The organism is Marinilabilia rubra, assembly GCF_003121985.1.
Classification (GTDB): domain Bacteria; phylum Bacteroidota; class Bacteroidia; order Bacteroidales; family Marinilabiliaceae; genus Marinilabilia; species Marinilabilia rubra.
In genome coordinates, this window is sequence record NZ_QEWP01000001.1 from 316,013 (window position 1) to 341,308 (window position 25,296).

22 protein-coding genes and 1 tRNA gene are annotated in these 25,296 nt (G+C 40.5%); 13 read left to right on the forward strand and 10 right to left on the reverse strand.

Going from position 1 to position 25,296, the window contains the following annotated elements; all coding sequences use genetic code 11:
- Positions 1–5: 5 nt before the first annotated feature.
- From DDZ16_RS01275 to DDZ16_RS01290, 4 genes are all read right to left on the reverse strand, one after another.
- Positions 6–611 carry a tRNA (guanine-N1)-methyltransferase gene (locus tag DDZ16_RS01275; RefSeq protein WP_109262604.1) on the reverse strand — a complete coding sequence of 202 codons (606 nt, stop codon included), beginning with the start codon at positions 609–611 and terminating at the stop codon, positions 6–8.
- A gap of 154 nt (positions 612–765) precedes the next feature.
- Entirely contained in the window at positions 766–2,163 is a 1,398-nt protein-coding gene (gene fumC, locus DDZ16_RS01280) for a class II fumarate hydratase (protein ID WP_109262605.1), read from the reverse strand.
- A gap of 29 nt (positions 2,164–2,192) precedes the next feature.
- A protein-coding gene (gene prfB / locus DDZ16_RS01285) for a peptide chain release factor 2 (RefSeq protein ID WP_109262606.1) occupies positions 2,193–3,300 on the reverse strand; the annotation gives its coding sequence in 2 pieces (ribosomal slippage) (positions 2,193–3,236 and positions 3,238–3,300; 1,107 coding nt in all).
- A 148-nt stretch (positions 3,301–3,448) separates the two neighbouring features.
- A tRNA-His gene (locus DDZ16_RS01290) sits at positions 3,449–3,524 on the reverse strand.
- A 117-nt stretch (positions 3,525–3,641) separates the two neighbouring features.
- Here DDZ16_RS01290 and DDZ16_RS01295 point away from each other — a divergent pair.
- The 5 genes from DDZ16_RS01295 (at position 3,642) to lon (ending at position 10,397) form a co-directional block, all read left to right on the forward strand.
- Positions 3,642–4,325 (forward strand): DNA alkylation repair protein, encoded by a 684-nt coding sequence (locus DDZ16_RS01295; protein WP_109262911.1) that lies wholly within the window; start codon positions 3,642–3,644, stop codon positions 4,323–4,325.
- A 111-nt stretch (positions 4,326–4,436) separates the two neighbouring features.
- Positions 4,437–5,906 carry an aminotransferase class V-fold PLP-dependent enzyme gene (locus DDZ16_RS01300; RefSeq protein ID WP_109262607.1) on the forward strand — a complete coding sequence of 490 codons (1,470 nt, stop codon included), beginning with the start codon at positions 4,437–4,439 and terminating at the stop codon, positions 5,904–5,906.
- A 68-nt stretch (positions 5,907–5,974) separates the two neighbouring features.
- Positions 5,975–7,177, forward strand: coding sequence for an N-acetyltransferase (locus tag DDZ16_RS01305; RefSeq protein WP_109262912.1), 1,203 nt, complete (start codon positions 5,975–5,977; stop codon positions 7,175–7,177).
- Positions 7,178–7,383: 206 nt separating this feature from the next.
- Positions 7,384–7,644 carry a type B 50S ribosomal protein L31 gene (locus DDZ16_RS01310; RefSeq protein ID WP_109262608.1) on the forward strand — a complete coding sequence of 87 codons (261 nt, stop codon included), beginning with the start codon at positions 7,384–7,386 and terminating at the stop codon, positions 7,642–7,644.
- A gap of 311 nt (positions 7,645–7,955) precedes the next feature.
- Entirely contained in the window at positions 7,956–10,397 is a 2,442-nt protein-coding gene (lon, locus tag DDZ16_RS01320) for an endopeptidase La (RefSeq protein ID WP_109262610.1), read from the forward strand.
- A 27-nt stretch (positions 10,398–10,424) separates the two neighbouring features.
- Here the strand turns inward: lon and DDZ16_RS01325 are convergent, their stop codons facing one another.
- Positions 10,425–11,219 (reverse strand): ADP-ribosylglycohydrolase family protein, encoded by a 795-nt coding sequence (locus DDZ16_RS01325; protein ID WP_109262611.1) that lies wholly within the window; start codon positions 11,217–11,219, stop codon positions 10,425–10,427.
- 454 nt (positions 11,220–11,673) lie between these two features.
- Here DDZ16_RS01325 and DDZ16_RS01330 point away from each other — a divergent pair, with 454 nt between their 5' ends.
- Complete coding sequence (locus DDZ16_RS01330) at positions 11,674–12,777, forward strand: AI-2E family transporter (protein ID WP_109262612.1); 1,104 nt, start codon at positions 11,674–11,676, stop codon at positions 12,775–12,777.
- A gap of 29 nt (positions 12,778–12,806) precedes the next feature.
- On the opposite strand, the gene DDZ16_RS01335 is transcribed toward DDZ16_RS01330, so the two are convergent.
- Together DDZ16_RS01335 and DDZ16_RS01340 are read right to left on the reverse strand one after the other, a co-directional pair.
- Positions 12,807–13,421 (reverse strand): hypothetical protein, encoded by a 615-nt coding sequence (locus DDZ16_RS01335; protein ID WP_109262613.1) that lies wholly within the window; start codon positions 13,419–13,421, stop codon positions 12,807–12,809.
- Between the two features lie 57 nt (positions 13,422–13,478).
- Positions 13,479–14,096, reverse strand: coding sequence for an NUDIX hydrolase (locus DDZ16_RS01340; protein WP_109262614.1), 618 nt, complete (start codon positions 14,094–14,096; stop codon positions 13,479–13,481).
- Between the two features lie 7 nt (positions 14,097–14,103).
- Here DDZ16_RS01340 and pyrE point away from each other — a divergent pair, with 7 nt between their 5' ends.
- Both pyrE and DDZ16_RS01350 read left to right on the forward strand, forming a co-directional pair.
- Positions 14,104–14,736 (forward strand): orotate phosphoribosyltransferase, encoded by a 633-nt coding sequence (pyrE, locus tag DDZ16_RS01345; RefSeq protein WP_109262615.1) that lies wholly within the window; start codon positions 14,104–14,106, stop codon positions 14,734–14,736.
- 6 nt (positions 14,737–14,742) lie between these two features.
- Entirely contained in the window at positions 14,743–15,147 is a 405-nt protein-coding gene (locus DDZ16_RS01350; protein ID WP_109262616.1) for an SRPBCC family protein, read from the forward strand.
- On the opposite strand, the gene DDZ16_RS01355 is transcribed toward DDZ16_RS01350, so the two are convergent.
- Positions 15,144–15,884: a biotin--[acetyl-CoA-carboxylase] ligase gene (locus DDZ16_RS01355; protein ID WP_109262617.1), complete on the reverse strand. Its 741-nt coding sequence runs from the start codon at positions 15,882–15,884 to the stop codon at positions 15,144–15,146. The two genes, DDZ16_RS01350 and DDZ16_RS01355, sit on opposite strands and share 4 nt — an antisense overlap.
- A gap of 200 nt (positions 15,885–16,084) precedes the next feature.
- Between DDZ16_RS01355 and rsfS the strand changes: the two genes are divergently transcribed.
- From rsfS to DDZ16_RS01380, 5 genes are all read left to right on the forward strand, one after another.
- Positions 16,085–16,465: a ribosome silencing factor gene (rsfS, locus tag DDZ16_RS01360; RefSeq protein WP_109262618.1), complete on the forward strand. Its 381-nt coding sequence runs from the start codon at positions 16,085–16,087 to the stop codon at positions 16,463–16,465.
- 23 nt (positions 16,466–16,488) lie between these two features.
- Positions 16,489–18,633: an ATP-dependent zinc metalloprotease FtsH gene (ftsH, locus tag DDZ16_RS01365; RefSeq protein ID WP_109262619.1), complete on the forward strand. Its 2,145-nt coding sequence runs from the start codon at positions 16,489–16,491 to the stop codon at positions 18,631–18,633.
- A gap of 131 nt (positions 18,634–18,764) precedes the next feature.
- On the forward strand, positions 18,765–19,409 hold the full coding sequence (locus DDZ16_RS01370) for a LutC/YkgG family protein (protein ID WP_109262620.1): 645 nt from the start codon (positions 18,765–18,767) through the stop codon (positions 19,407–19,409).
- A gap of 209 nt (positions 19,410–19,618) precedes the next feature.
- Positions 19,619–20,425 (forward strand): phosphatidate cytidylyltransferase, encoded by an 807-nt coding sequence (locus DDZ16_RS01375; protein ID WP_109262621.1) that lies wholly within the window; start codon positions 19,619–19,621, stop codon positions 20,423–20,425.
- A gap of 36 nt (positions 20,426–20,461) precedes the next feature.
- The gene (locus DDZ16_RS01380) at positions 20,462–21,121 is read left to right on the forward strand and encodes a phosphatidylserine decarboxylase family protein (protein WP_109262622.1); all 660 of its coding nucleotides are present in this window, start codon (positions 20,462–20,464) and stop codon (positions 21,119–21,121) included.
- 1 nt (position 21,122) lies between these two features.
- On the opposite strand, the gene DDZ16_RS01385 is transcribed toward DDZ16_RS01380, so the two are convergent.
- Together DDZ16_RS01385 and DDZ16_RS01390 are read right to left on the reverse strand one after the other, a co-directional pair.
- Positions 21,123–24,314: a two-component regulator propeller domain-containing protein gene (locus DDZ16_RS01385; RefSeq protein WP_109262623.1), complete on the reverse strand. Its 3,192-nt coding sequence runs from the start codon at positions 24,312–24,314 to the stop codon at positions 21,123–21,125.
- Positions 24,315–24,318: 4 nt separating this feature from the next.
- Positions 24,319–25,296, reverse strand: a complete 978-nt coding sequence (locus tag DDZ16_RS01390; protein WP_232526520.1) for a hypothetical protein — start codon at positions 25,294–25,296, stop codon at positions 24,319–24,321.

The window sequence follows — 25,296 nt, forward strand, 5'->3', positions numbered from 1 at the left end:
AAGGATTAATCCCTTCCCCTTAATTTATTCAATTCATTTAAGTGCTGGCGAGCCATGGTTTTCTCTTTTTCCAAAGCTCTTTTCCGATGGCCTTCATATTCTTTTTCCAGGATATTGTATTTCTCTTTCATTTCGGAGGTGACATGATGACTCCGTTTAAATAAAAGGAAAAGAAACCCTGCGGCTGCTGCAAGAATAATAACCACCCCCCACATTAATGAGTTGTACTTGCCTTTTGGCATTTCTGATCCAAGAAAGGGAATGCTGTTTTTGGCCGTTACGGCTTCGTTGAGATCCTCTTTTGTGTTATCAAGAGTCTGGTTTATTTCACCAATCCTGTTATTCAGTGAATCGATACTTGAATTTCTGCTTTCAATAGTGGATTGGAGGTTGCCCAATGAATCCAGAACGTTTGATTTTAGCTTATTAAGCCATGCGATCTTGACAACCCTGAACTCTTCATATCTGCTGGATTCCTCGATCATATAATCAAATTGTCCGGAAATTGGTCCCTGGTCAAGAGTGGCTTCGGTTTCATCGTTTTGAGCAGATGCTGAATTGGTAATCAACACTATTGCTATCAAAAAATAAATGCTTTTTGTAATTTTCATGGCCAAATGATTCTTGTGGTTTTTATTTTGTAACGATGAACTGGGTTAAAAATTGTTTGGGATTAGACCTTATTGGAAGGTGCCCAACTCAAAGGTACAAAAAAACCGCCCCTATTTCAGAGGCGGCTGAAAAAAAACAAATTTTTTATCCAAATTAGTCTAATGACCCGGTCATTTTGGAAGGATCAACCCAGTTATCAAACTCCTCTGCTGTCAGATACCCTAACTCGAGAGCAGCATCTTTTAAAGTTGTACCTTCTTTGTGGGCTTTTTTAGCAATTTCTGCTGCTTTGTAATAGCCAATGTGGGTGTTCAGGGCAGTTACCAGCATTAGCGAATTGTCCAGGTGCATTTTAATTCGGTCATGGTTGGGCTTAATTCCGGCAGCACAATTATCGTTGAAGGCTACACAGGCATCTCCGATCAGCTCAGCACTCTGCAAAAAGTTATAGATCATAACCGGTTTGAATACGTTAAGCTCAAAGTGTCCGTTTGATCCGGCCACTGAAATGGTTGTGTCGTTGCCCATTACCTGGGTACAAACCATAGTCATTGCTTCTGCCTGAGTTGGGTTTACTTTTCCCGGCATGATGGAAGAACCCGGCTCATTTTCGGGGATGAGGATTTCTCCAATTCCTGAGCGTGGGCCTGAAGCCAGCAACCGGATGTCGTTAGCGATTTTCATCAGGCTTACTGCAATTTGCTTCAATGCACCATGGCTTTCAACTATGGCATCATGAGCGGCTAGTGATTCAAATTTGTTGGGGGCTGTTTTGAAAGGCAGTCCTGTAAATTGTGCAATGAATTTGGCGACGGTTACGTCGTAGCCTTTGGGGGTATTCAATCCGGTTCCAACAGCAGTACCACCAAGTGCCAATTCAGATAAATGTTCCAGAGTGGACTTTAAGGCTCTCAATCCATGAGTTAATTGAGCAGCATATCCTGAAAACTCTTGTCCCAAAGTAAGGGGAGTGGCATCCATTAGGTGGGTACGACCAATTTTTACCACCTCGATCATCTCCTCAGACTTTTTTTGAAGAGTATCTCTGAGTTTTTCAACTCCCGGAATGGTTTTTTCAATCAGCATTTTGTAAGCAGCAATGTGCATGGCTGTTGGGAAGGTGTCGTTTGAGGACTGTGATTTGTTAACATCGTCATTGGGGTGGATTGGTCTTTCACCTTCTCCTAATTTACCTCCGTTAATAACGTGAGATCTGTTGGCAACCACTTCATTGCAGTTCATATTCGACTGTGTGCCACTACCGGTCTGCCAAACAACCAAAGGAAACTGGTCGTTCAGTTTGCCTTCGATGATTTCATCACAAGCTTTAGCAATCAAATCCCTCTTTTCGGCGGGTAGTACCTCTAACTCCTCATTGGCGTATGCAGCGGCTTTTTTCAGGTACCCAAAAGCCTGGACAATCTCCAATGGCATTGACCCTGATGGGCCAATGGGGAAATTCATTACAGATCTCTGGGTTTGCGCAGCCCAGTATTTTTCGGCGGGCACTTTTACCTCGCCCATTGTGTCCTTTTCTATCCGGTAATCCATTTTGCTTTTTAATTTATTTGTTTTCTGATCTATTGTTTGTCAAAAACATCGTCGGCACCATATTCCATTAAATAGGCTTTGATGAAATCGTCAATATCCCCGTCGAGAATGGCCTGCACATTGCTCGATTCGTGATTGGTTCTTACATCTTTGACGAGTTTGTAGGGTTGCAATACGTAGGAGCGAATCTGAGACCCCCATTCGATTTTTTTCTTCTGGGATTCAATCTTGTTCTGCTCATCCAGTTTCTTGCGGAGTTCAATCTCATAGAGCTGAGATTTCAACATGCGCATGGCATTTTCTTTGTTTCCACCCTGAGAACGGGACTCTGTGTTCTCGATGACAATCCCTGTAGGTGCGTGCCGCAGACGAACACCCGTTTCAACTTTGTTTACATTTTGGCCTCCCGCTCCGCTGGAACGGAATGTCTCCCATGTGATATCAGCAGGATTGATGTCAACTTCAATACTATCATCGATCAATGGAATGACAAACACCGATGTAAATGAAGTCATACGTTTATTAGCAGAGTTGAAAGGTGATAACCTAACCAGACGATGCACCCCGTTTTCGCTTTTCAGATATCCGTAGGCATAATCGCCCTCAAACTGGAGGGTGACAGATTTGATGCCGGCTTCATCTCCTTCCTGAAAGTTGGTTTCAGTGACTTTGTAGCCTTGTTTTTCACCCCAGCGGACATACATGCGCATGAGCATTTCTGCCCAGTCCTGGCTTTCGGTACCACCTGCCCCGGCATTGATTTTAAGAATGGCGCCCATTTTATCTTCCTCTTTCTGGAGCATATTTCTCAGCTCCAAATCTTCGATGAGTTCGAGAGTTTTCTGATATTGGGCATCAACATCGCTTTCCCCACCTTCTCCTTCTTTCAGGAATTCGAGTAAAACAGATGTTTCCTCAATGGCATTCTTGATGTCTTCGTATTTGTTAACCCAGCTTTTTAGCTCCTTGATGTGCTTCATTTTGTTTTCGGCTTCTTTTGGGTTGTCCCAAAAATCAGGAGCCTGGGTTCTCATTTCTTCTTCCTCGATTTCTATTTTCTTGCGGTCGATGTCAAAGATACCTCCTTAACGCAATCTCGCGTCCCGATAACTCTTTCATCATTTCAGATGTTACCATTTTGTTTCGTTTTTGTTGGTTTGCCGCAAAGGTAACAAATAAATTAGGGTGTTGTTAAAAGGAAATCTTAATTAGAGAGAAAATTCTTTAATGGAAATTGGGATATAAAAAAAGCGAACAATCTAAAATCGTTCGCTTTTTTTATTTAGGGTGAAAGACCGGTTTCGAACCGGCGACCTCCAGAACCACAATCTGGCGCTCTAACCAACTGAGCTACATTCACCGTTTTTATGACAGGTGCAAAGGTAAAATTTTTTCCATTAGATTTGCAAATGTTTTTATAAAAAATGCGGCTGTGTCTGCTTTTGGAGTTGATTCTGTTTTACTTAAAAATATTGAAAATGAAGTTTTTCCCTGTGAATCCTGAGGCGGATGAAAAAGTTGAAAAAATTTTGAGGCAGGTGCGCCAGTTAAAAGATGGAGAGACTGCAGAGCTGATTGAGAAGTCCGGTGCTCATTACCGGGTTAACTATGGTGTTTCGCTTGTTCACCTGCGAAAAATCGGGGCTCAACTGGATGTTGATGATGCCCTGGCCCAACGGTTATGGTATCGTAAGATTCGTGAAACGATGATTATTGCCACTATGTTGGCAGATTATGATAAGATGGGACCAGAGGAGCTGGAGAGATGGGGCGACATGATAAATACCATTGAGTTGTCGGAGCAAATGGGACAAAACTTCATGGTTAAATCAGATGTGCCGGAATCGGTTTTAGAAGAATGGTGTAAAAGTGATCATTACTACAAGCAATATACCGCCGCTATGGGGATTGGATGGCGAATTAGGATTGATGGGGAAGCTGGATTTGAAGATTTTCATCAGGTTCTGGGAATATTGAAAGTGTTGACTTCTCAACCAGGACTTCACAGAGCCGTTGGTTTTGCTTTGAAAATGGCAGGAAGGTTTCTCACTTCTTATCGCCGTCTTGTTCTGAACCTGGCAGCGGAGTGGCAAAAGAGTTCTGAGCCGTCTTTAAAACAGCTGGGTGAGGAGGTTAGGTTTGAAATTGAAGCCTTTGAGTAATATGCGGGATGTCATAAATCATCTTTTTTGTTTGTGGGACTCCCTATTTTTGCTCGAACTTAAGTTGATTTTGCCCGTAATAAATTTTGACTGGAATAAAAATAGAAGGTTATGCTACCTCATGAAGGACATTTTGCCGAATTCAGAAAGAATATCGTTGGATTTGATACCCGCATTGAAACGCCCTATGGAGAAAAGCCGATTGTTTATGCCGACTGGATTGCTTCGGGACGTCTCTACGCTCCTATTGAAAAACAGCTGGTAAATGTGATAGGCCCAATGGTAGCTAATACCCATTCCGAATCAAGCGATACGGGACGCATTATGACCAATGCCTACCGGCTTTCGCATAAAATCATAAAGGATCATGTTAATGCGCATAAAGATGATGTAATTATAACCGCCGGGTTTGGAATGACAAGTGTTGTAAATAAAATTCAACGAATTTTAGGGATGAGGGTTCCCGAGCAGGCTCAAAAATATTGTTCTATACCTCGCGAAGACCGTCCGGTTGTTTTTTTGACTCACATGGAGCATCATTCCAATCATACCTCCTGGCTTGAAACAAATGCGGATGTGGTTGTTCTGGAGCCCGAACAAAATATGCTTGTTGATCCCAAATCCCTTGAGAAAGAGATGAAAAAATATGAAAACAGACCGTTAAAAATAGGAAGTTTCACGGCTTGTTCGAATGTGACAGGAATTGAAACTCCTTATCATGACCTTGCTCGTATTATGCACCAAAACGGTGGGTTTTGTTTTGTGGATTTTGCTGCATCAGCCCCTTATGTTCCTATCGATATGCATCCTGAAAATCCGACGGAAAGGCTGGATGCGGTTTTCTTTTCCCCTCATAAATTTTTAGGGGGGCCCGGAAGTAGCGGTGTGATAGTTTTCAATTCAGCTTTGTATCATAATACAGCCCCCGATAACTCAGGGGGAGGAACAGTTAACTGGACCAACAGGTGGGGTAAATACAGGTATATTGAAGATATTGAAGTCCGCGAAGACGGAGGAACTCCCGGATTTATGCAATCCATTCGGGCAGCACTAAGTATCCGTCTCAAAGAGAAGATGGAATGTGATAAAATGCATGAAAGAGAAAGTGCCATGCTTAAGCGGATATTCGAAGGATTCAGGGATATTGCGGGATTAAATATCCTTGCAGATACCCAGGAAGAACGTTTGGGAGCGGTTTCGTTTTATATTTACGGAGTCCACTTTAATCTGGTTGTGCGCTTGTTGAATGATCGCTTTGGCATTCAGGTGAGAGGAGGTTGTTCGTGCGCAGGGACGTACGGTCATTATTTGCTTCATGTTGATTATTATACTTCGAGTAACATCACCCGTAAAATAGATATGGGTGATTTATCGGAAAAACCCGGTTGGGTGCGTCTCTCGATCCATCCGGTAATGTCTGAAGAGGAAATTGACTATATTATTGATGCAGTCAGGCAGGTGGCAGAAAATGCCGTAAAATGGAGCGAGGATTATGAGTATAAGCCTTGCGAGAATGAATTTGTGCACAAGCAACGACCCGCAAAAACCATGGAAAATTATCTTTCCTGGTTTCAATTTTAGTGTGTTTGTTCAAATTAATTAACTTTGAACCGCATATAATTTTTCACGAAGCCATTTATTCTCGTTTTATGCATATAATTGAAGTAAAATCTGATAAAGAGAAACGACAGTTTTTGGATGTCGTAGATACAATTTACAAGGATGATGATGCTTACGTTCGTCCTTTGGATGTCATGATTGAAGAGATCTTTGATCCTTCATCAAATGATTTTTTTCAGCATGGCGATGCCATTCGTTTTCTTCTTTTGGATGATGAAGATAAAGTCATTGGTCGTGTTGCTGCCTTTATTAATGAAAAAAAGGCTTACGGTTTTTCTCAGCCGACAGGAGGAATGGGCTTTTTTGAATGTATAAACAACAGAGAAGCTGCTTTTATGCTCTTTGATAAAGCCAAAGAATGGTTGGCTGAGCGTGGAATGGAAGCAATGGACGGGCCTATTAATTTTGGGGAAAATGACACTTTCTGGGGGCTGTTGGTTGAAGGATTTACTCAGCCTGCATTTGGTGTCCAGTACAATCCATCTTATTACAAAGATTTTTTTGAAGAATACGGGTTTACCAATTATTTTGAACAGGTAACCAATCACCTTGATCTTCAGAAACCCTTTCCGGAACGTTTCTGGAAAATTGCCGGCTGGGTAGCTAAGAAGCCGGGGTATCATTTTCGTCACTTCAAATGGGATGAGAGTGAGAAGTTCATCAAGGATTTTATTGAAGTATACAATGATGCCTGGCAGTTTCATGAAAACTTTACTCCAATGAAAGCGGATACCCTTCGTAATTCATTGAAAGAGGCCAAGGATTTTATGGATGAGGAGTTGATATGGTTTGCTTACCATGAAGAGACTCCGATTGGCTTTTTTGTTCAGTTTCCTGATATTAATCAGATTATTAAACACTTCAATGGCAAAATGAACTTTTTCAATAAACTTCGTTTTGCTTATTTGAGATGGCGTAAGGTGATGACGCGCACCAGAGTTGTTATTATGGGTATTCGGCCTCGTTGGCAACGCAATGGCATTGAGTCCGGAATCTTTTGGCATTTGCGCCAGTATGTGTCGCGTAAACCCTGGTTGAAAGAAATGGAACTGTCATGGGTAGGAGATTTCAATCCCAAAATGAGAGCGTTACACGAATCTGTTGGAGCAGAGTTTGGTAAAAAGCATATTACTTACCGCTATATTTTTGATGAAGAGAAGCGCAAAGAGAGTCAGCGTGCCAGTGCTATTCCGTTTGATACAAAAGAGAAGGCACATGCCTCAGATGAATAATGCAATGGCTTTTCGGCTCGACATTAAATATTTACTGAAAATATTTAATGTCTTTTTTGAGAAAAGTTTTGGTGATTGTTAATGGAATAATTAATTTTGCAGTCCGTTTAGCGTGAGTGTCTGTGCATGAAAATGTTGAAAAGTCGTGCAGGGCAGGCCGGAAGCACGGAATATAGGATTAAAAGAAAAAATAAAATACTGAAGCAATGAAAAAGGGAATTCATCCGGACAGTTATCGCATGGTTGCGTTTAAGGATATGTCCAACGGCGATACTTTTATCACCCGTTCTACTGTAAACACCCGTGAATCCATCGACATAGACGGGACTGAATATCCATTGGTGAAACTTGAAATTTCAAGCTCTTCACATCCGTTTTACACCGGTAAGATGAAACTTGTGGATACTGCAGGTCGTGTTGATAAGTTCCGCAACCGTTACAAAAAACACTACGAAGGCAAAAAGTAATTTTTTGTTTTTAGAAAAGAATATTAAAAGCTTCGGGTTATTCCCGGAGCTTTTTTTGTGAATGAACTTCTGTTTTTTACAGGGCAAACGTGGAAATGGGTGGAAATTCTTGCCTGACATGGCTGACAAAAAGCATTATATTTGTAAGGTTTTTAAGTTTGGTACAGCTATTGCCAGATTAAAGAAATTAAAAAATCAGTGTCGTTCTGTCAAAATGGCATTTTGTGCCGGAGGTCTTCAGTTGTTAGATTCTCTCATTAGGAAGTAAGACGCTGATATATAAGAATAAGAAAAAAGAGACTATATATCTTATGGACAAATTTAAAATATCTGTTGACGCTTTTGGAACGGGGGATTTTGCTGATGGAGAGTCTGAATTCATTCCCATTGTGGGAGATGATATGGAGCAGGATACAGATGATAAGCCAATACCGGAAGAACTTCCAATTTTACCTTTACGCAACACAATTCTTTTTCCCGGCGTTATTATTCCCATTGCCATTGGAAGGGAGAAATCACATCAACTAATTAAGGATGTTGAAAAGGCTAAAGGGTATTTTGGTGCATTGACCCAGCTTGACTATAAGGTGGATGATCCTACCCTAAAGGATTTGTATAAAACCGGAACAGTCGCAAGGGTGATCAAAATTCTCCAGATGCCTGATAACTCTACGTCAGTTATTATTCAAGGGAAGAAGCGTTTTCAGCTTGATGAAATGATCAGCGATGATCCTTATTTTTCGGGGCGCGTTTCTGTGTTAGAAGATAAAGAACCTGAAGGTGATAAAACCCGGGAGTTTGAAGCAGTCGTATCTTCACTCAAAGATCTGTCTCTTTCACTGATTAAGCAATCACCTAATGTTCCTCCGGAGGCATCCTTTGCTGTTCGCAATATTGAAAGTCCCTCCTTTTTGATTAATTATGTTTCTTCAAATTCAGATATTCCTGTTAAGGAAAAACAGAGGTTGCTTGAAACCGATGATCTGAAAGAAAGAGGGATGAGATTGGTTGAGTTTCTGGTTCGGGAAGTTCAATTGATGGAAATCAAAAACGACATCCAGTCCAAAGTTAAGCAGGATATGGATCAGCAACAGCGAGAGTATTTGCTGCAACAACAGATGAAGACCATTCAGGATGAACTAGGCTCCAGTCCCGTTGAGCAGGAAATTAAGGATATGGAAAAAAAGGCTGCTAAAAAGAAGTGGCCTGAAAAAACAGAAGAATTCTTTCATAAAGAACTGGCGAAGTTGCATCGCCTGAACCCGGCTTCGGGGGAGTATTCTATTCAATACAATTATGTACAGACCTTATTAGATTTACCCTGGAACGCATACACCAAGGATAATTTTGATCTTAAACGAGCTGCAAAAATCCTTGATCGCGATCATTATGGATTGGAGAATGTGAAGGAAAGAATTCTGGAGCATTTGGCTGTTCTAAAATTAAAAGGTGATTTGAAATCACCCATCTTATGCTTACATGGCCCTCCAGGTGTGGGTAAAACCTCGCTGGGAAAATCCGTAGCAGAGGCATTGGGACGTGAATATGTCAGAATGTCATTGGGTGGTGTGCATGATGAGGCAGAGATACGTGGGCACCGTAAAACCTATATTGGTGCTATGCCCGGACGAATTATCCAAAACATAAATAAAGCCGGATCTGCTAATCCTGTTTTTATTCTGGATGAGATTGATAAAATTAGCAATAGTTTTCATGGCGACCCGGCATCCGCATTGTTGGAAGTGTTGGATCCCGAGCAAAACAGCGCTTTTCATGATAATTTTCTTGAGGTCGATTTTGATCTTTCGAAAGTGATTTTTATTGCTACGGCCAATACTTTAAATACCATTTCGCCACCATTGCTGGATCGTATGGAAATGATTGATGTTAGTGGCTATGTTCTTGAAGAAAAGGTGGAGATTGCCAAACGCCATCTGATTCCGCATCAAATGGAAAATCATGGTATTCCAAAAGGAACCGTGAGTATTCCCAAAAGGAGCATCGGGTACATTATTGATCATTATACACGTGAGTCAGGCGTTCGGGATCTTAATAAAACCCTTGCCAGGCTTTATCGGAAAGTTGCTTTAAAACTGGCAACCGATGAAGGGGTTAAAAAATCAATTGCGATGGCTGATATCAGGGAATACCTTGGCACCGAGAAGTTTTCTAAAGATACATGGCAGGACAATCGCTTTGCCGGAGTGGTTACCGGCCTGGCATGGACTGCCGCTGGTGGGGAGATTCTTTTTGTTGAAAGTAGTTTGAGTAAGGGGAAAGGTCGTTTAACGCTTACCGGTAACCTGGGAGAAGTGATGAAAGAGTCGGCTATGCTGGCATTGGAATATCTTAAGTCACATGCCGATTCTCTGGAACTGGATGAAAGCATCTTTGATGAGCGAAATGTACATGTTCATGTTCCGGAGGGAGCCATTCCCAAGGATGGACCATCAGCAGGAATTACAATGGTGACATCTTTGGCATCATCTTTTACACAGCGAAAGGTTAAATCGCGGATTGCCATGACCGGGGAAATAACTTTAAGAGGAAAAGTCCTGCCTGTTGGAGGTATAAAAGAAAAGATATTAGCAGCACGTCGTGCCGGAATCAATGAGATAATTCTTTCAAAAGATAATAAGAAAGACATTGATGAGATAAAACCCATCTATATTGAAGACCTGAGTTTTCACTATGTTGAAGATATTCTTCAGGTGCTAAAGCTGGCCTTGACCGAAGAAAAAGCCGAAGCTTAAATACTAAAGAGAAGCCTGATCAGACGATCAGGCTTCTTGTTTTTGTTCCGAATAACTCATATATCTTTTATCGAAGGCCGTCAGAATGGCTTGCATGTCTGGCGTAATTCTTGCCAGTGCACGTCTAGTGATTGATTTCGGGATGTGCTTAAAATAGGCTTCTGCCAATCCACCGGTTATACAAGCTATAGTATTGCTTGGGCCTCCAATCGCAATGGCTAGTCTGATCGCTTCTTCGAAGTCAGATGCTTCCATAAATGCGGCCAATGCAGGTTGAACCGGCGAAATGTCACTTTCCGGAGTGATTTTTTGATTTTTCCAGTCTTCTACTTTAATGGAGAAGTCATAATCAAAAGCCTGACCGATAAAAGTCTTGATTTCTTTTTTAGTTCCGGCAGATTTGCAAATGAAAATTGAGGCTGCAACAGCTTTTGCAGCTTTAATGCGCTCTGGAATGTTATGGGTGATTTTTGTGCTCTTTTCTGCTTCTTTAAGTGCTTCTTCCACACTGCCGGCAGCAAATCCTATTGGACTGATTCTTCTTGCAGCACCTTCCCCTTTACTGACATACGGAGCTGAATCATCGGATAAGGCCCATTCCAAAAAAGCAGGTCGGTAACCGGCTTTGGGAAAAGCTCTTACCCATGATTTCAAGGTTGTTTCCTGGTCTTTCTGATTAATAATGGAATCAGCTGTAGCGAGGGTCAATATGGTGTCATCGGTATAAGCTGAATAGGGTTTGAAAAGTTGAAAATTAGTATCAGGAGTATTATCAGTTTTAAATGCCGAACCAATAATGTCTCCAATTATAGCACCTTTCATTGTACGAGGATTTGGGGTTGAATAAATGAGTTTCAATAAAAGCGACTAATATGATAAGTTTTAGTTAAAAAACAAATTTTTTGGCGCTTTATTATGCGATATATTTGATGGGGTAGCCTTTTTTGTAAGGTCTTTATTGAATAAATGAGAGTGAAAGTCAGGTTGATCCAATGATTTTATCAAACTGCATCCGGATTAGGGGTTTCACTATTCCTTCTTTTTAGTAGTGTCAGCCTTATATGGTTTGAGCTTCTGAAAAAGGTTTCAGATGAATATGCTTCTTCAAAAATGATCTATTGGGCCAGGGATTATTTAAGAATAATTTGGTTAAGATATTTCAACCACATTTAATTTGTATATTTGATTGAAGGCTTTTTTTGATTCTTAGAAGTTGAATGCAGAACTTCAAAAGCTTTCTGTCCAGCTACTGTTTTCAATTGCTTAATTTGCTTGTATGAGGATGTTTCTTAAATACATGTTCCTGACAGCCGCCATTATCGGAGGTTTTTTTCTTTTATGGTATTTCCGGTCTATAGTTTTGTTTGTTTGCGTTGCTGCAATTTTGTCTTTGGTTACCCGTCCAATATTTGATCTTTACCGAAGGTTGAAGATTGGAAAATGGTACCTGGGAAAAAGTATTGCCGCATTGCTGACGGTATTATCGCTTTGGATTTTTATTGTTTTGTTTTTTAGGTTTACCGTTCCTCTTATCGCATCAGAGGTTCAATTCTTTTCTACAATTGATATTCCCCAGGCACTGGAGAAAATCGGCAAATTATTATCGGAAGCGTTAAATCCGCTGCGCGGTTCTGCATTTGGTCGGTCAGTCATGGTTAGTATAGAAGAGCAATTGAAAAGTGCATTGCTGACTTTTATGGACCTTGAAGCAGTTCGTCAATTCTTTACTTCAATTGCAGGTTTTTTTGGAAGTGTTTTTATTTCGGCCTTTTCCATTTCCTTCATTACTTTCTTTTTCCTGAAGGAAGAGGGGTTGCTTATCGGGTTGATCTTGTTGTTTGTGCCGCATAAACACGAGGAAGGAATAAAACATGCGTTATTGTCTATTAAATATCTTCTGAGAAGGTATTTTCTTGGGATTTTGATTCAGACCTCTCTGATGGGAACCATTGTAACATCAGGCTTTTCAATGCTGGGCATTGGGTTTAATCACGCTGTAATTATTGGAATCTTTAGTGGATTGATGAATATTGTGCCATATTTGGGTCCTTTAATAGGAGCTTTTTTTGGAATGAGTGTCGGAACCCTGGTTTATTTGCAGTTGCCGCTTGATTTGGCTTTTCTTTCGTTTTTGGGAGGAATGCTGGTCATCTATGTCACAGCACAGTTGGTGGATAATATGGTTTTCCAACCTTTGATTTTTTCAAACAGCGTAAAAGCCCATCCACTGGAGATTTTTATTGTAATACTGAGTGCTGGTTATCTCTCAGGAATTTTAGGTATGTTTCTGGCTATTCCCGTATATACTATTGTAAGGGTAATTGCCAGAGAGTTTTTTGATAAATATGAAGTGGTTCAAAAGTTGACAGACCGAATGTAATAGCACCACCGGGCTGGTTTTGAAGAGGTCTATTGCTTTTGATTTAGAGCTTCTTCAACATTTAGTCTTTTCCCATTTTTAATAGCTATTATGTAGGCATCTTTCAATCCCAAAGTCAAAACCTCTTTTCGAAATCTCTTTGCCTGCTCGTATTCCGGAAAGATGCCAAGGGTAAACTGATTAATTCCCGAAGAACTGTGTTGGTGGAGAGAGAGCATGTTTTTATTAAATTCATTGAGGTCTTTTCCCAGGTAAGCTCCTATTTGAACACTGAACAGAATTCCATCAGAAGGGATTTTTAATAAAATGGTATCCCTTACGGGGGCAATAATTTTGATTTGGCCGGTTGAAGTCTGAGGTGAAGAAGTTTTCTCTTTGCGTGAAACCGTAGTATTTTTTGTTTGTCTGGCTTCAGATGCAGGGCTCGTCTGCTTACCTTCCATTTCTTTGTTGCCCAAAAAGAAGAAAATAATGGCATACGAGGCTATTATTAGGATGCCGGCAGTAATAAAGGAAATTTTTAACTTCTTAAAAGATTCGCTCTTCTTTTGGTTTTCTTCCTTTAAACGCTCTACCTCGTTTTCGAGAGCGGTTCGCCGGGTATCTTCTTTCCATTTCAGGAATTTTTTTTCGTGTTCGGTCATTGTCCTTTTTTTGGGGTTTATGGTTTCGTCATTATGTTTTACTTTGAAAAAATCAATTTAAATTATGTCAGCTTTCTTAAGGATTTCTATTACTGACGGATAGGTGTGTTTTATAAATTCTTTTCCTTCGCTTTTAGGGGTCCAACGAATGTGAGTAATGTTCTCTTCAAGCTGGGGGGTTGGGGTTGAACTTCCGTGATAGATCATCTCGAACCATCTAACCTCCTTAAGAATTTTTTCCCCATCCAGTTCATAAGTATGAAATGTGGACCCTAACGGCCGGGTTATTTCCGGATGCTCAATGCCGCATTCTTCAGAGACTTCTCTTAATGCCGCTTCTTCGAAAGTTTCATTGATCTCAATTTTGCCCTTCGGAAGATCCGCTTTACCCAGGCGTTCCATGCTTAAGAAATGGCTTTTGTCCTGGTTCCATATTAGGCCTCCTGCAGCTGGAAGGTTTTTGAATAAACCCCTAAAACGCTTTAATAATTCATGTTGGTTGTGGTGATAAATAAAAGCTTCTTTCCTGTCTTCATTTGATTCAAAATGATTCACAAACTGCTTCAGCTCGCCGTCACTTCCCAGTTTATGAATGGCTCCAAAATCCCGGCTCAAATCATTGTCTATTTTATCAGTAAGAAAGACAATTCTATCTTTAAAAAATATCTTGTACATTTGCACTATGAAAAAATTAGAGGAAATAATAGCCCTGCAGCTATTGCAAATAAAAGCAATAAAACTGCAACCTGCAAACCCCTTTACATGGGCTTCTGGGTGGACTTCGCCCATATATTGTGATAACCGGAAAACACTTTCTTATCCGGAAGTTAGAAATTTTATTAAAATCCAGTTTGCCCGCCGTTTGATGGAACGATGGCCTGAGGTAGATGTTGTCGCAGGTGTTGCTACCGGCGCCATCGCTCAGGGGGCAATGGTCGCTGATGTCTTGGGCAAACCGTTTGTTTATGTACGTTCAAGTCCCAAAGGGCACGGATTGGAGAACCTCATTGAAGGAGATTTGAAACCCGGCCAAAAAGTAGTGGTGGTAGAAGATCTTATCTCTACCGGAGGCAGCAGTCTTAAAGCTGTAGAGGCCCTTCGCAACAATGGTGCTGACGTGTTAGGAATGCTGGCCATTTTTACCTATGGGTTTAAAGTGGCTGAAGATAATTTTACCAATGCAGGTGTTGAGAACGAAACTTTAAGTGACTATCAAACCCTCATCAAAGTAGCTGCTGAAGGCGGATATGTGTCGTCGGATGATCTTAGTGAGTTGTCCAATTGGCGTGAAGATCCGGCTAACTGGAAGAAATAATTTTTTATGACACGTTTTGAAAGCTCTGTAAAAAGCATTCCTTATCCGGCCTCACGGATTTATGGAATGCTTTCTGATTTTGATAATTTTGAGTCGCTGTTGCCATCAGATAAGGTGAAAAACTGGGAAAGTCAGGGTGATAGCTGCCGTTTCGAGGTTGAGGGAATTGGTCCTGTAGGGTTAAAGATTATTGACAGGGAAGAACCCAAAACCATTAAGTTTACAGCCGACGGGAAAGTGCCATTTAATTTCTTCCTGTGGATTCAGTTGAAGGAGGTTGAAGATGAGGATACTAAATTGAAACTTACGCTTGATGCCGAGCTTAATCCAATGATTAAGATGGTGGCTCAGAAACCTTTGAAAAAATTCTTAGGATTGCTGGCGGATGCTATTGCAGATCACCATTATTAAAGGATGAATTCAACTTCCTTAAAGGCATATCTGGATATTTCCCCGTTTTCCCGTTTAAGAAACAGATAGCCGGCTTTATCGATGTCTTTTATTTCTGCTTTAAATTCGCCCTTTGTATCTCGATAACGACCCATTTCATTTTTTCTATACAAATGGGAAAAATAATCCCGGGTAATATTCATGGAATTTTCCGAAAGCATCAGATCATAATGTTCTATTATTGCTTCTAAAATCTCCCTGAAGACGCGGGATAGTGGTAATTCTTTTCCGGAATTAAGTTTGACAGATGTTGGATTTGGAAGGTATTCAGAAAACTGTTCCTGATTTATATTAAGGCCTATGCCAATTATAGATTGATCGATTGTGGAACCACTTAGGGAATTCTCTATTAAAATACCTCCCATTTTTTTATTTCCAAGATAGATGTCATTGGGCCATTTAATAGAAATTGGGGAGATGTATTTTTCAATTGCTTTTGCAATGGCAACTGAAACTGTTTGAGAAATAATGAATTGATGTGATGCATGAATCTGGTCAGGATAAAAAACCATGCTGAAGGTAAGATTTTTGTTGGGGGCACTTTCCCATTTATTCCCCGGTTGTCCGCGACCTGCCGTCTGATTGTTGGTGATTACTACCGAACATTCAGGCAGGAAACGCTGTTTCAATAACTCTTTCAGGAACGTGCTGGTTGATTCCGTTTTATCGGGTTGAATTATCTCAGGGGTAATTTCCATATGCTTGATTTATGGGATTAATGCCTGCCACGACATAATGTCATTTTGTGGATGGCAGATGAAACAAAAATAGGCATATATGTCCTATTAAAGTATTATCTTTGAGCTCAAATTTCATTGTGGCATTGTTTTTTCTATGAGATTCCCGTAACATAATTGAGTATTAAAGGGAATTGGGTTGAATTGAAAATTATTATTGAATGGGGGAGAATAATCCTGAATTAGTAGCATCTAAAGAATTGGTAAATACCATTGTTGAAGGTATCCAGGAGAAAAAGGGAGCCAATATTACCATTCTTGATCTTCGCAAGATTGAGAATATGATAGCCGAATATTTTGTTATTTGTGACGGAGACAGTAATGTGCATGTTGATGCATTGTCTGATTCGGTTGAAGAGGTAGTGAGAAGAGATGCCGGAGAAAAACCATTTCATGTAGAAGGAAAACAAAATGCCGAATGGATTCTTCTGGATTATATGAATGTTGTTGTGCATGTTTTTCAAAAACAGGTACGCAACTATTACAACCTTGAAGAATTATGGGCAGATGCCGGACGGACTGATATCGAAAATCTTTTTTAACGGATTTATTTCTTAGCAATTATATGACAGAAAACGAACAAAAAAAGCAAAATGGTTGGAGTAACGATCCAAAGGAACTAAACAAAAAGCCGTCAGGTCCGAAACAGCCATCTAAGAACAATTCTGAGGACTCTGAAAACGGAGATCAAAAACCCCAGGGACCTAAAATGCCTAAATTTAATGCTTATTGGATTTATGGTCTTATTTTAATTGCCTTAATCATTGTTAGTACTTTCAATCTGGGACAGGGACCTCAAAAGCTTTCTTATAGTATTTTTGAGGATGAATTATTACCCGGAGGTGACATTGAAAGAGTGGTGGTAGTTACAAATGAAGGGTTGGCTGAAATTACTTTGAAACCCGAAGAACTGGATCAGTACCGGGATCTTTTCAAAGGAGATTATACCCCTTCCAACGTTGGGCCACATTTTTCGGTTAAGATTCCTACAATCGACCGTTTTGAGGAAGCCCGCAAGGAAGCTGAAGATGAAAATAATATTCGCATCCCTGTGGAATATGAAGAAAGGGTGAATTTCTTTCGTGATTTTCTTGGAATGATATGGCCTTTACTTCTTCTGATAGTGATTTGGGTTTTCATTTTTCGCAGAATGAGCTCTCAGGCCGGCGGCGGAGGTGCCGGAAATATTTTTAATGTTGGTAAATCCAAGGCTAAGGTTTTTGATAAAGAGGCTGATATCAACGTTAATTTTGAAGATGTTGCCGGGCTTTCAGAGGCCAAACAGGAGGTGGAAGAGATTGTTGAGTTCCTCAAAAAGCCTGAGAAATTTACGGAGCTTGGAGGTAAAATCCCCAAAGGAGCTCTTTTGATAGGCCCTCCCGGTACCGGTAAAACTTTATTGGCAAAAGCTGTTGCTGGAGAAGCCAATGTGCCTTTCTTCAGCATGTCAGGGTCTGATTTTGTGGAAATGTTTGTGGGTGTTGGTGCTTCCAGAGTACGCGATTTGTTTAAAAAGGCTAAGGAAAAGGCACCATGTATTGTTTTTATAGATGAGATTGATGCCATTGGCCGTGCACGTGGTAAAAATGCCGGCTTCAGCAGTAATGATGAGCGTGAAAACACTCTCAACCAGTTGCTGACAGAAATGGATGGCTTTGGTTCGAACAGTGGTGTTATCATTTTGGCTGCTACGAATCGTGCGGATGTTCTGGACAGAGCTTTGATGAGAGCAGGTCGTTTTGATCGCCAGATTTCGGTTGAATTGCCTGACATGAAAGAACGTAAAGAAATCTTTAAGGTGCACTTGCGTCCCCTGCGTTTAAAAGATGATGTGGATCCGGATTTTATGGCCAAACAAACACCCGGATTTTCGGGGGCCGACATTGCCAACGTATGTAATGAGGCCGCTCTTATTGCTGCCAGACGCGATAAAAAGCTGGTTGAGAAGGATGATTTTCTCGATGCAGTGGACCGTATTGTGGGTGGTTTGGAGAAGAAGAATAAAATTATCAGTAAAGATGAAAAAAGGACTATTGCTTATCATGAAGCAGGTCACGCCGTAATTAGCTGGCTGTTGGAGCATGCTCATCCACTGGTCAAAGTAACAATTGTTCCTCGTGGTAAAGCATTAGGTGCAGCCTGGTATTTGCCGGAAGAGCGTCAACTCACCACATCAGAGCAGATCCTGGATGAAATGTGTTCTGCACTGGGAGGTCGGGCTGCTGAGGAATTGATATTTAATAAGATTTCCACCGGTGCATTGAATGATCTCGAAAAGGTGACACGTCAGGCTTACGCCATGGTTAGTTATTTCGGAATGAGTTCTAAACTCGGAAATTTGAGTTACTTTGATTCTACCGGACAGAATGAGTATTCCTTCCAGAAACCTTACAGTGAAAAAACAGCAGAGGTAATTGATCGCGAAGCCTCAGCAATTGTAGAGGCTCAATATGCCAGGGCTAAGCAGATTCTTAATGAAAACAAAGAGAAACATGCTGATCTGGCAGAACGATTGCTTGAAAAAGAGGTGATTTTTAGTGAAGATCTTGAAAAGATTTTTGGAAAAAGGAAGGGCCCTGAACATGTTATTTCTGCCAACCCAAATGGAAATGGTGATAATAAAAATCAGGATTCTGAGAAACCTGATAGTTCATCCGATGCCTCTTCCTCCAAAAACAAATCATCTGATGACGGAGATGAGAAATCTTAAGAAAATAAATAATCTCTTTATATCCAGGATTATTGTTTTAAGGTATGTTTAAAGAGCTATATATTTCCCCCGGTAATTTCGTCTAGATGGAAATGCCGCGGGGAATTTTTGTTAATGAGAAATTGATCTGAATGAATCGTGATTCTCAAAATCGCAGCCGGTCAAGAATTCTGTCCAAACTGAGAGCAAACCCGAGGAACTATTGGTCTGAAAAATGGCCTGATACTGTGCCGGAAGGTCGTTTGTTTCCACAATCAGAAAATCTCGTTTCTTCTTTTCAACAAGAGCTTGCCGGACTTGGAGGGGAGGTGTTTCTTGAAAAAGATCAGAATGCTTTAATTGAAAGGCTTTTTGAACTTATTCAGGAAAGAGAAAGGGAATCCGTCGTTTCAGCAGAGAATCTTTATCGACAAAAACTTACAGAAAGGGGTATTCTTGTATTGAGCCCTGATAAAGGTATTGATGAATTTGAGATAGGCATTTCCTGTTGTGAAGCTTTAATCGCTCTTACAGGAGGTGTAATGGTAAGCAGTAGGAGCGGATCAGGGCGAAAGATGAATGTGTTCCCCCCTGTTCAAATAATTGTCGCAAAAAAAAGTCAGTTGGTTGAAACCATTGAGGAAGGTTTCACAATGATTGAGGAGCGATATTCTGATTTCCCGTCTCAAATTTCCTTAATTTCAGGCCCCAGCCGAACCGCAGATATCGAAAAGACTTTGGTAATGGGGGCACATGGGCCTGAAAAATTGATTGTTTTGTTAGATTTGGGAAGTTGATTTTTTTAATTTTAAAGATATGTTAGATTTGTATTGTATTCTTTAACTTTTTCTGTTTTTATTGTTTCGTTTAAACAGGAAATATCATTTATCGCAGATGCAGCGAGCATTGAACATTGAAGTTTTAGAGCTGTCGTATGAGTTGCCATCCGCCGATAGGGAGAGTAATGCTATTTTCATTGGCCCAATGTTTTAGATAGATTTTAGGTATGAATAATTTTTGGCAAAGAACCATTACCGGATTTTTAGTTGTAACTGCAATTATTGTAGGCCTTTGGTGGCATCCCCTTGCATATATGACCATTTTTGCAAGTGTTGTGATGCTTGGTATGTATGAGTTTATCAGAATGATTGAAGGATTGGAAACCAAAGTTCGCGTGTTCTGGGCTTTTGCAATCGGGCTTTTTGTTTACTTTAGTTCTTTCCTGATTTTTTATGCGCATATACAATCTCGTTGGTTGATTATAATTGTTCCTCTGGTTGGAGGAGTGTTTGTTTCCGAATTGTACTTTAAAAACAAGAACTCTCTTTTAAATATCGCCACCACATTAATAGTACCCCTTTATGTGGCATTGCCCTTTGCTTTCTTGCATCACTTAGCTTTTTGGAGCGGCGATTATAGCTATAAGTTGTTATTAGGGTTTTTTTTGATGATATGGGGTAATGACTCCGGTGCTTATCTGGTAGGTTCTTTAATTGGACGTAAAAAACTTTTCCCCAGTGTTTCACCAGCTAAAAGCTGGGAAGGCGCCATTGGCGGATTAGTATTTGCATTTGGAATAGCAGCCTTTAACTTCTATGTGATTGATGCATTGAGTTTGGTTGACTGGATTGTAATAGGCGCCATTGTTTCTGTTCTGGGAACTTATGGCGATTTAATAGAATCTATGCTAAAAAGAAGTGTCAATATCAAGGACTCCGGAAGTATGCTCCCCGGACATGGAGGAATTCTTGATAGATTTGATGCTGTATTTTTCTCAGCTCCTGCTGTAAGTTGTTATCTTTTGTTTTGTTAACTTTGCATGCTTTAATTTTCAATCTTAAAAATCGTCATGACAATTCATAAAGAAGGTTTTGCAACATTGTCTATCGTTTTTCTGATACTGGCTGGCGCCAATACGGGAATTTATTTTCTTATGGATGAGCCCTCTGCAGTGTTGGAATGGACTGTAATGAGTTCAATTGTATTGTTTTTCTTTTTTCTCGCCTTTTTCCGCAGTCCCAGGCGGGAGGGTTACCGTCAGGAAAAGGCGGTCATTGCCCCGGCTGATGGAAAAATTGTGGTCGTTGAAGAAACTGATGAAACTGAATTCTTAAAAGACAAATGTATTCAGGTTTCTATTTTTATGTCTGTTTTTAACGTGCACATAAATTGGTTTCCAATAAATGGCATTGTCCGTTATTTCAGACATCATAACGGGCGCTTTCAGGCTGCTTATCTGCCCAAGGCCTCAATTGATAATGAGAGGACCACTATTGCTATGGAGGCTGCCAATGGCAAAAAAATTGTTGTTCGTCAGATTGCCGGAGCACTTGCGCGCAGAATAGTATGTTATGCAGAGGAAGGAGAAAAAGGGCAACAAGGTCGCCAAATGGGATTTATCAAATTTGGTTCCAGGGTAGATATCTATCTCCCGGCAGGCAGTCGCATTGATGTTAAGCCGGGGCAAAAAGTAAAAGGCAAACAGACCATTTTGGGCTGGATAGATTGATCTATATCCTGATGCCCATGAATATTACATCATCAATCTGTTCCAAATCACCTTTCCACTGATAAAAGCGATCTTTAACAGCTTCGTATTGCTTGTTCATTGGAAGGGTGCGTATTTCATTTAGCATGTTTTTCACCCCTACTTTCATGAACTTCTTTTCTCTTGGGCCGCCAAACTGGTCGGTAAAACCATCTGAAAAAAGATAAATCTGATCTCCTCGTTTGCATTGGTATTCAATGTTTACAAAAGGCGTGTCGTCATCAACCAGAGAATCCCCGATGCTTCGTCTATTGCCTTTAAAAATGGTTTGTTCACCATTGAGATAGAGATAGACAGGGCGCTTGGCTGAAGCGACTCTCACCTTGGAAGTTTCATCTTCAATTTCAATAACAGAGATGTCCATCCCATCTTTTGTATTGTCTTTGTTTTTGCTGTTTTGCAACAATACTTTTATTTCCAGATCTAGCCGTTCAAGCAAATCTGCAGGAGAATTGACATCTTTTCTTTTTACAATATCATTTAAAAGTGTGCTTCCAATCATTGACATGAATGCACCGGGGACGCCATGTCCTGTACAGTCAGCACAAGTGATAATAAAGTGTTCCCTGGTTTTGTAGAACCAATAAAAGTCACCGCTTACGATATCCCGAGGGGCAAAAAACACAAAAGAATCCGGATAATACGACGTCAGAATATTTAACGGTGGAAGTATTGATGATTGGATAGTTTTTGCATAATTGATGCTGTCGGTGATATCACGGTTCTTCCGCTCAATTTCAGCTTTTTGTTCTCTTAACTGGACTGTTTGGAGATCCACTTCACGCTGAAGCATCTCTTTCTGGCGTTTTAGATTGCGTTCTCTAAAGTAGATTATCAAGTAAACACCATAAATCAGCAATGCGGCCAGAACAAGGTAAAACCAGGCTTTTTTCCAAAAGGGGGTGGCTATACTAAATGAAACAGAAATGGGATCAGAGGCTACGCCATCAGAATTGAAAGCCCTTACCTTGAGGGTGTAATCTCCGCTGGGAAGGAAATCATATTCTCTGAATCTGGTTGTTCCAAGGTCAATCCATTTATGGGGAGAGTCATCGCCGGCCTTTTGCAGCTGATATTGATAACTTACTTCCTCCGGGGCTTTGAAAGAGATCCCGATGAAGTCGAAACGAAACTTGTAGTTGTTTCTATAAGGATATGGGAGTTCAATTTTATCGGAGGATTTATACTGCTCCCCGGAGATAATTATATCAGTGAAATTTAAGGAAGGAGCGACTTCATTTTTTTTGTGTTTTTTGGGGAAATAATGCACAATACCCTGTGCTGATGAAAACCAAAGGGTGTGGTTGTCATCTTTTTTGATTTGATAAAAATCGCTTCCCAATTCTTCTTCATGGCCAAAAACTTCAATTTCCCCTGTTTGCGAATCTATCATACTAAGTCCCGGGTGATGAGCAACCCATATTCTCCCATGGTTGTCGTATTCGATGCTGTAACAGAAGTTTTTTGCTAATCCATCATTAACATTAAATCTTGATATAGAATCATCCTGGTATTTTAAAACGCCTCTTCCGAGTGTTGCCAACCAAGTCTGTGAATCTCCGGCCTGAATCATGTCGTAAACATCAACCGGGGCATCTGATATTTTATGAATCTCAATACTTTGGTCTTTGATTTTACAAATTCCGCTGTTTTTGGGGCCAATCCAGACGTTATCTTCTTTGTCCAGAAAAACAAAGTTGATGTTATTATGCGGCAGTCCCTTTGCTGTTGTAAGTTGATTTACTGCATTCGTTTCTGTGTTAATTGTAAAGAATCCCCCATATGTTGCCAGGTAAATCATGTTGCCGTGGCCGGCAATGTCCCGTATTTTAAGGCCGGGGACTTCATTGGTATACCATAATTTTGAGAATCGGAATTCATTCGGGCGCCGGTAATACAAACCTTTATTACCACTGGCGGCATATATTGTTCCGTCTTTTTTGCGGTAAAATCCTGTAATCTCATCTCGCGGAATACCCAATTCTGTGTCGTAATATTCGAAGGCTGAAAAGCAGTGCGGGTCTGCCTTGATAAGACCGTTTTCGAGACCAATCCAGAGAGTGCTGTCGTGACGTAGGGTTGACAACACTTTATCGTTCTCAAAGCCTATATTGGATAAATTGTAAAAAATATTGTATTCATTCGCTAAAACAGAGGTGCCTCCTCCGTATGAGGCGAACCAGTAATTTGATTCACGGTCACAAAGAATGTCCCTGATGTAGTTGTTGTTTAGACCATTTTCGGTGGTGAAGTTGAAAGAGTCGGTGTACCGTTGCGTTTCGGCATTAAAAAAAAGCTTTATCACCCCGTTTCCCCATGTTGCGAGCAATAAATTGCCATTGGGTTCTTCTTCAATATCTTTAATGTTTTCCCATTGCAAATCAAATCGCAGACACAAGTTGTTGTCCACTATATGTTGGCTCCTGTTTCTCCCCTTGGAATAAAGGAAAAAACCATTGTCTTCGGTGCCAATCCAAAAATCACCACTTATACCCTTCCTTGGAACAACACAGGTGATGTTGGTCATGGGGATTTGGGATACTCTCTCAACACTTACAATTGAATCTGATTCTTGCGTTGAGATCTGGAACAATCCCTCAGAAGTTCCTGTTAAAATAAAATCCTGAGTGACTGCTAAGGAATAAAACAGTTTTCGTTTGAGCTTAGGATGCGAAAGGAGTTTATATTCTGAAGTTTCTTTGTTTATCTGAATTAGTCCTGTATTTTGGCTGATTGCCCAAATCTTTTTGTTATTAATTGAGCTGATTTGGTTTATCGGACTTTTAGTTTCGGAAATACGCACAGGGATAAACTGATCGTCTCTGAAAATAGTCAGATCCCCATTATTATGGCCCACCCAAAGGTCTCCATTGATTGTTTTGTGCATGGCCGATATAAAATCTCCGGCCAGTGAGTCGGTGTGGTTAAAATTCTCAAATTCCAAGCCGTTGTATCTTACCAGCCCTTCACCGGTACCCATCCATAAATATCCATCCTTGTCCTGCTCCAGTGTATAGACAAAGTTTTGTGGAAGACCAATATTGGAGTCGTAAGTCTTGAACTTAAATGACTGGGCCTCCGACAGGAATGTGAATGTCAGAAAAAATATCGCAACTGAAATGAATCTAATAAACCACCCGGCTTGATACGGCATATCTTTATTGTTTGGGTTTTATTCCTATACTGTATTTGTATTCAGGAATACCTCCAATGGGAATACTGTAAAACGGCATTAATTCCCCGTACTGGTTTTCCAAAAATATAACTACGTTGTTATCTTTTACAAGTTTCGACTTTTTCTTGATCATTTGTACATCCAGTGAACTGTTGTGTTCATCTTTTGAAATTTTGTGTCGGCTTCGAACCCACTTGTCATCCCCTGAGGAGGCTAGTAATTCACCATTTTTGGCAGGAGAAATTATTCGAATAAATCCATCATTGTCCCAGTCAAAATTACTTTGTTTGATGGCAACAACATCCGAAGTCATGTAGGGATAAATATGAGAAACTTCATTAACATCGTTATGAAGACGGAACTTATACTTAAAGTAAAAAGCGAATGCGCCTTCAACCGGGCGGTTTTCTTTGCCCTCGGTGCTGAGGAATAGATTGTAAAGATTTCCGTCGTCACCTTCCTCACCTTCTATGACAAGCTTGAAGATATATCCGCCATATTCGGGGAGAAATTCTCCTTCGGAGGGATTGAAGGGGCCAAAAGTATACCAGCTTTCGTTGTAACGGGGATTTTGGGTAAATACTTTTGATGCAAGTAGATTGCCACTGAGATAATTTCCTTCCAGATTTGATCGGCGGGCATCTTCTTCAGAGCAGGCGCCTTCTCCACCGTAAACCGAATATCTCATTACTGTATCCCATTCACCTTTTTGCTCGTCAATATCTTCTCCGGTTTCGGGGTCGAAAACCCTTATGAAAACAGGTAGTTCATAGTTCTCAGGTATTGAGAAAAAAATGATTTGACAAAAGTCGTCATCGCCCCAGGCAGTTTCTCCGTCTCCGCCAAAGGTTACCAGGTGTGGGATGTTTTCATCCACTGCCGGCACAGGCTGGGCATTTGTTTGGTGATGAATAAAAATCAAACTGGAAAAAAGGAATAGGCAAAATGCAGTTGTTCTCAT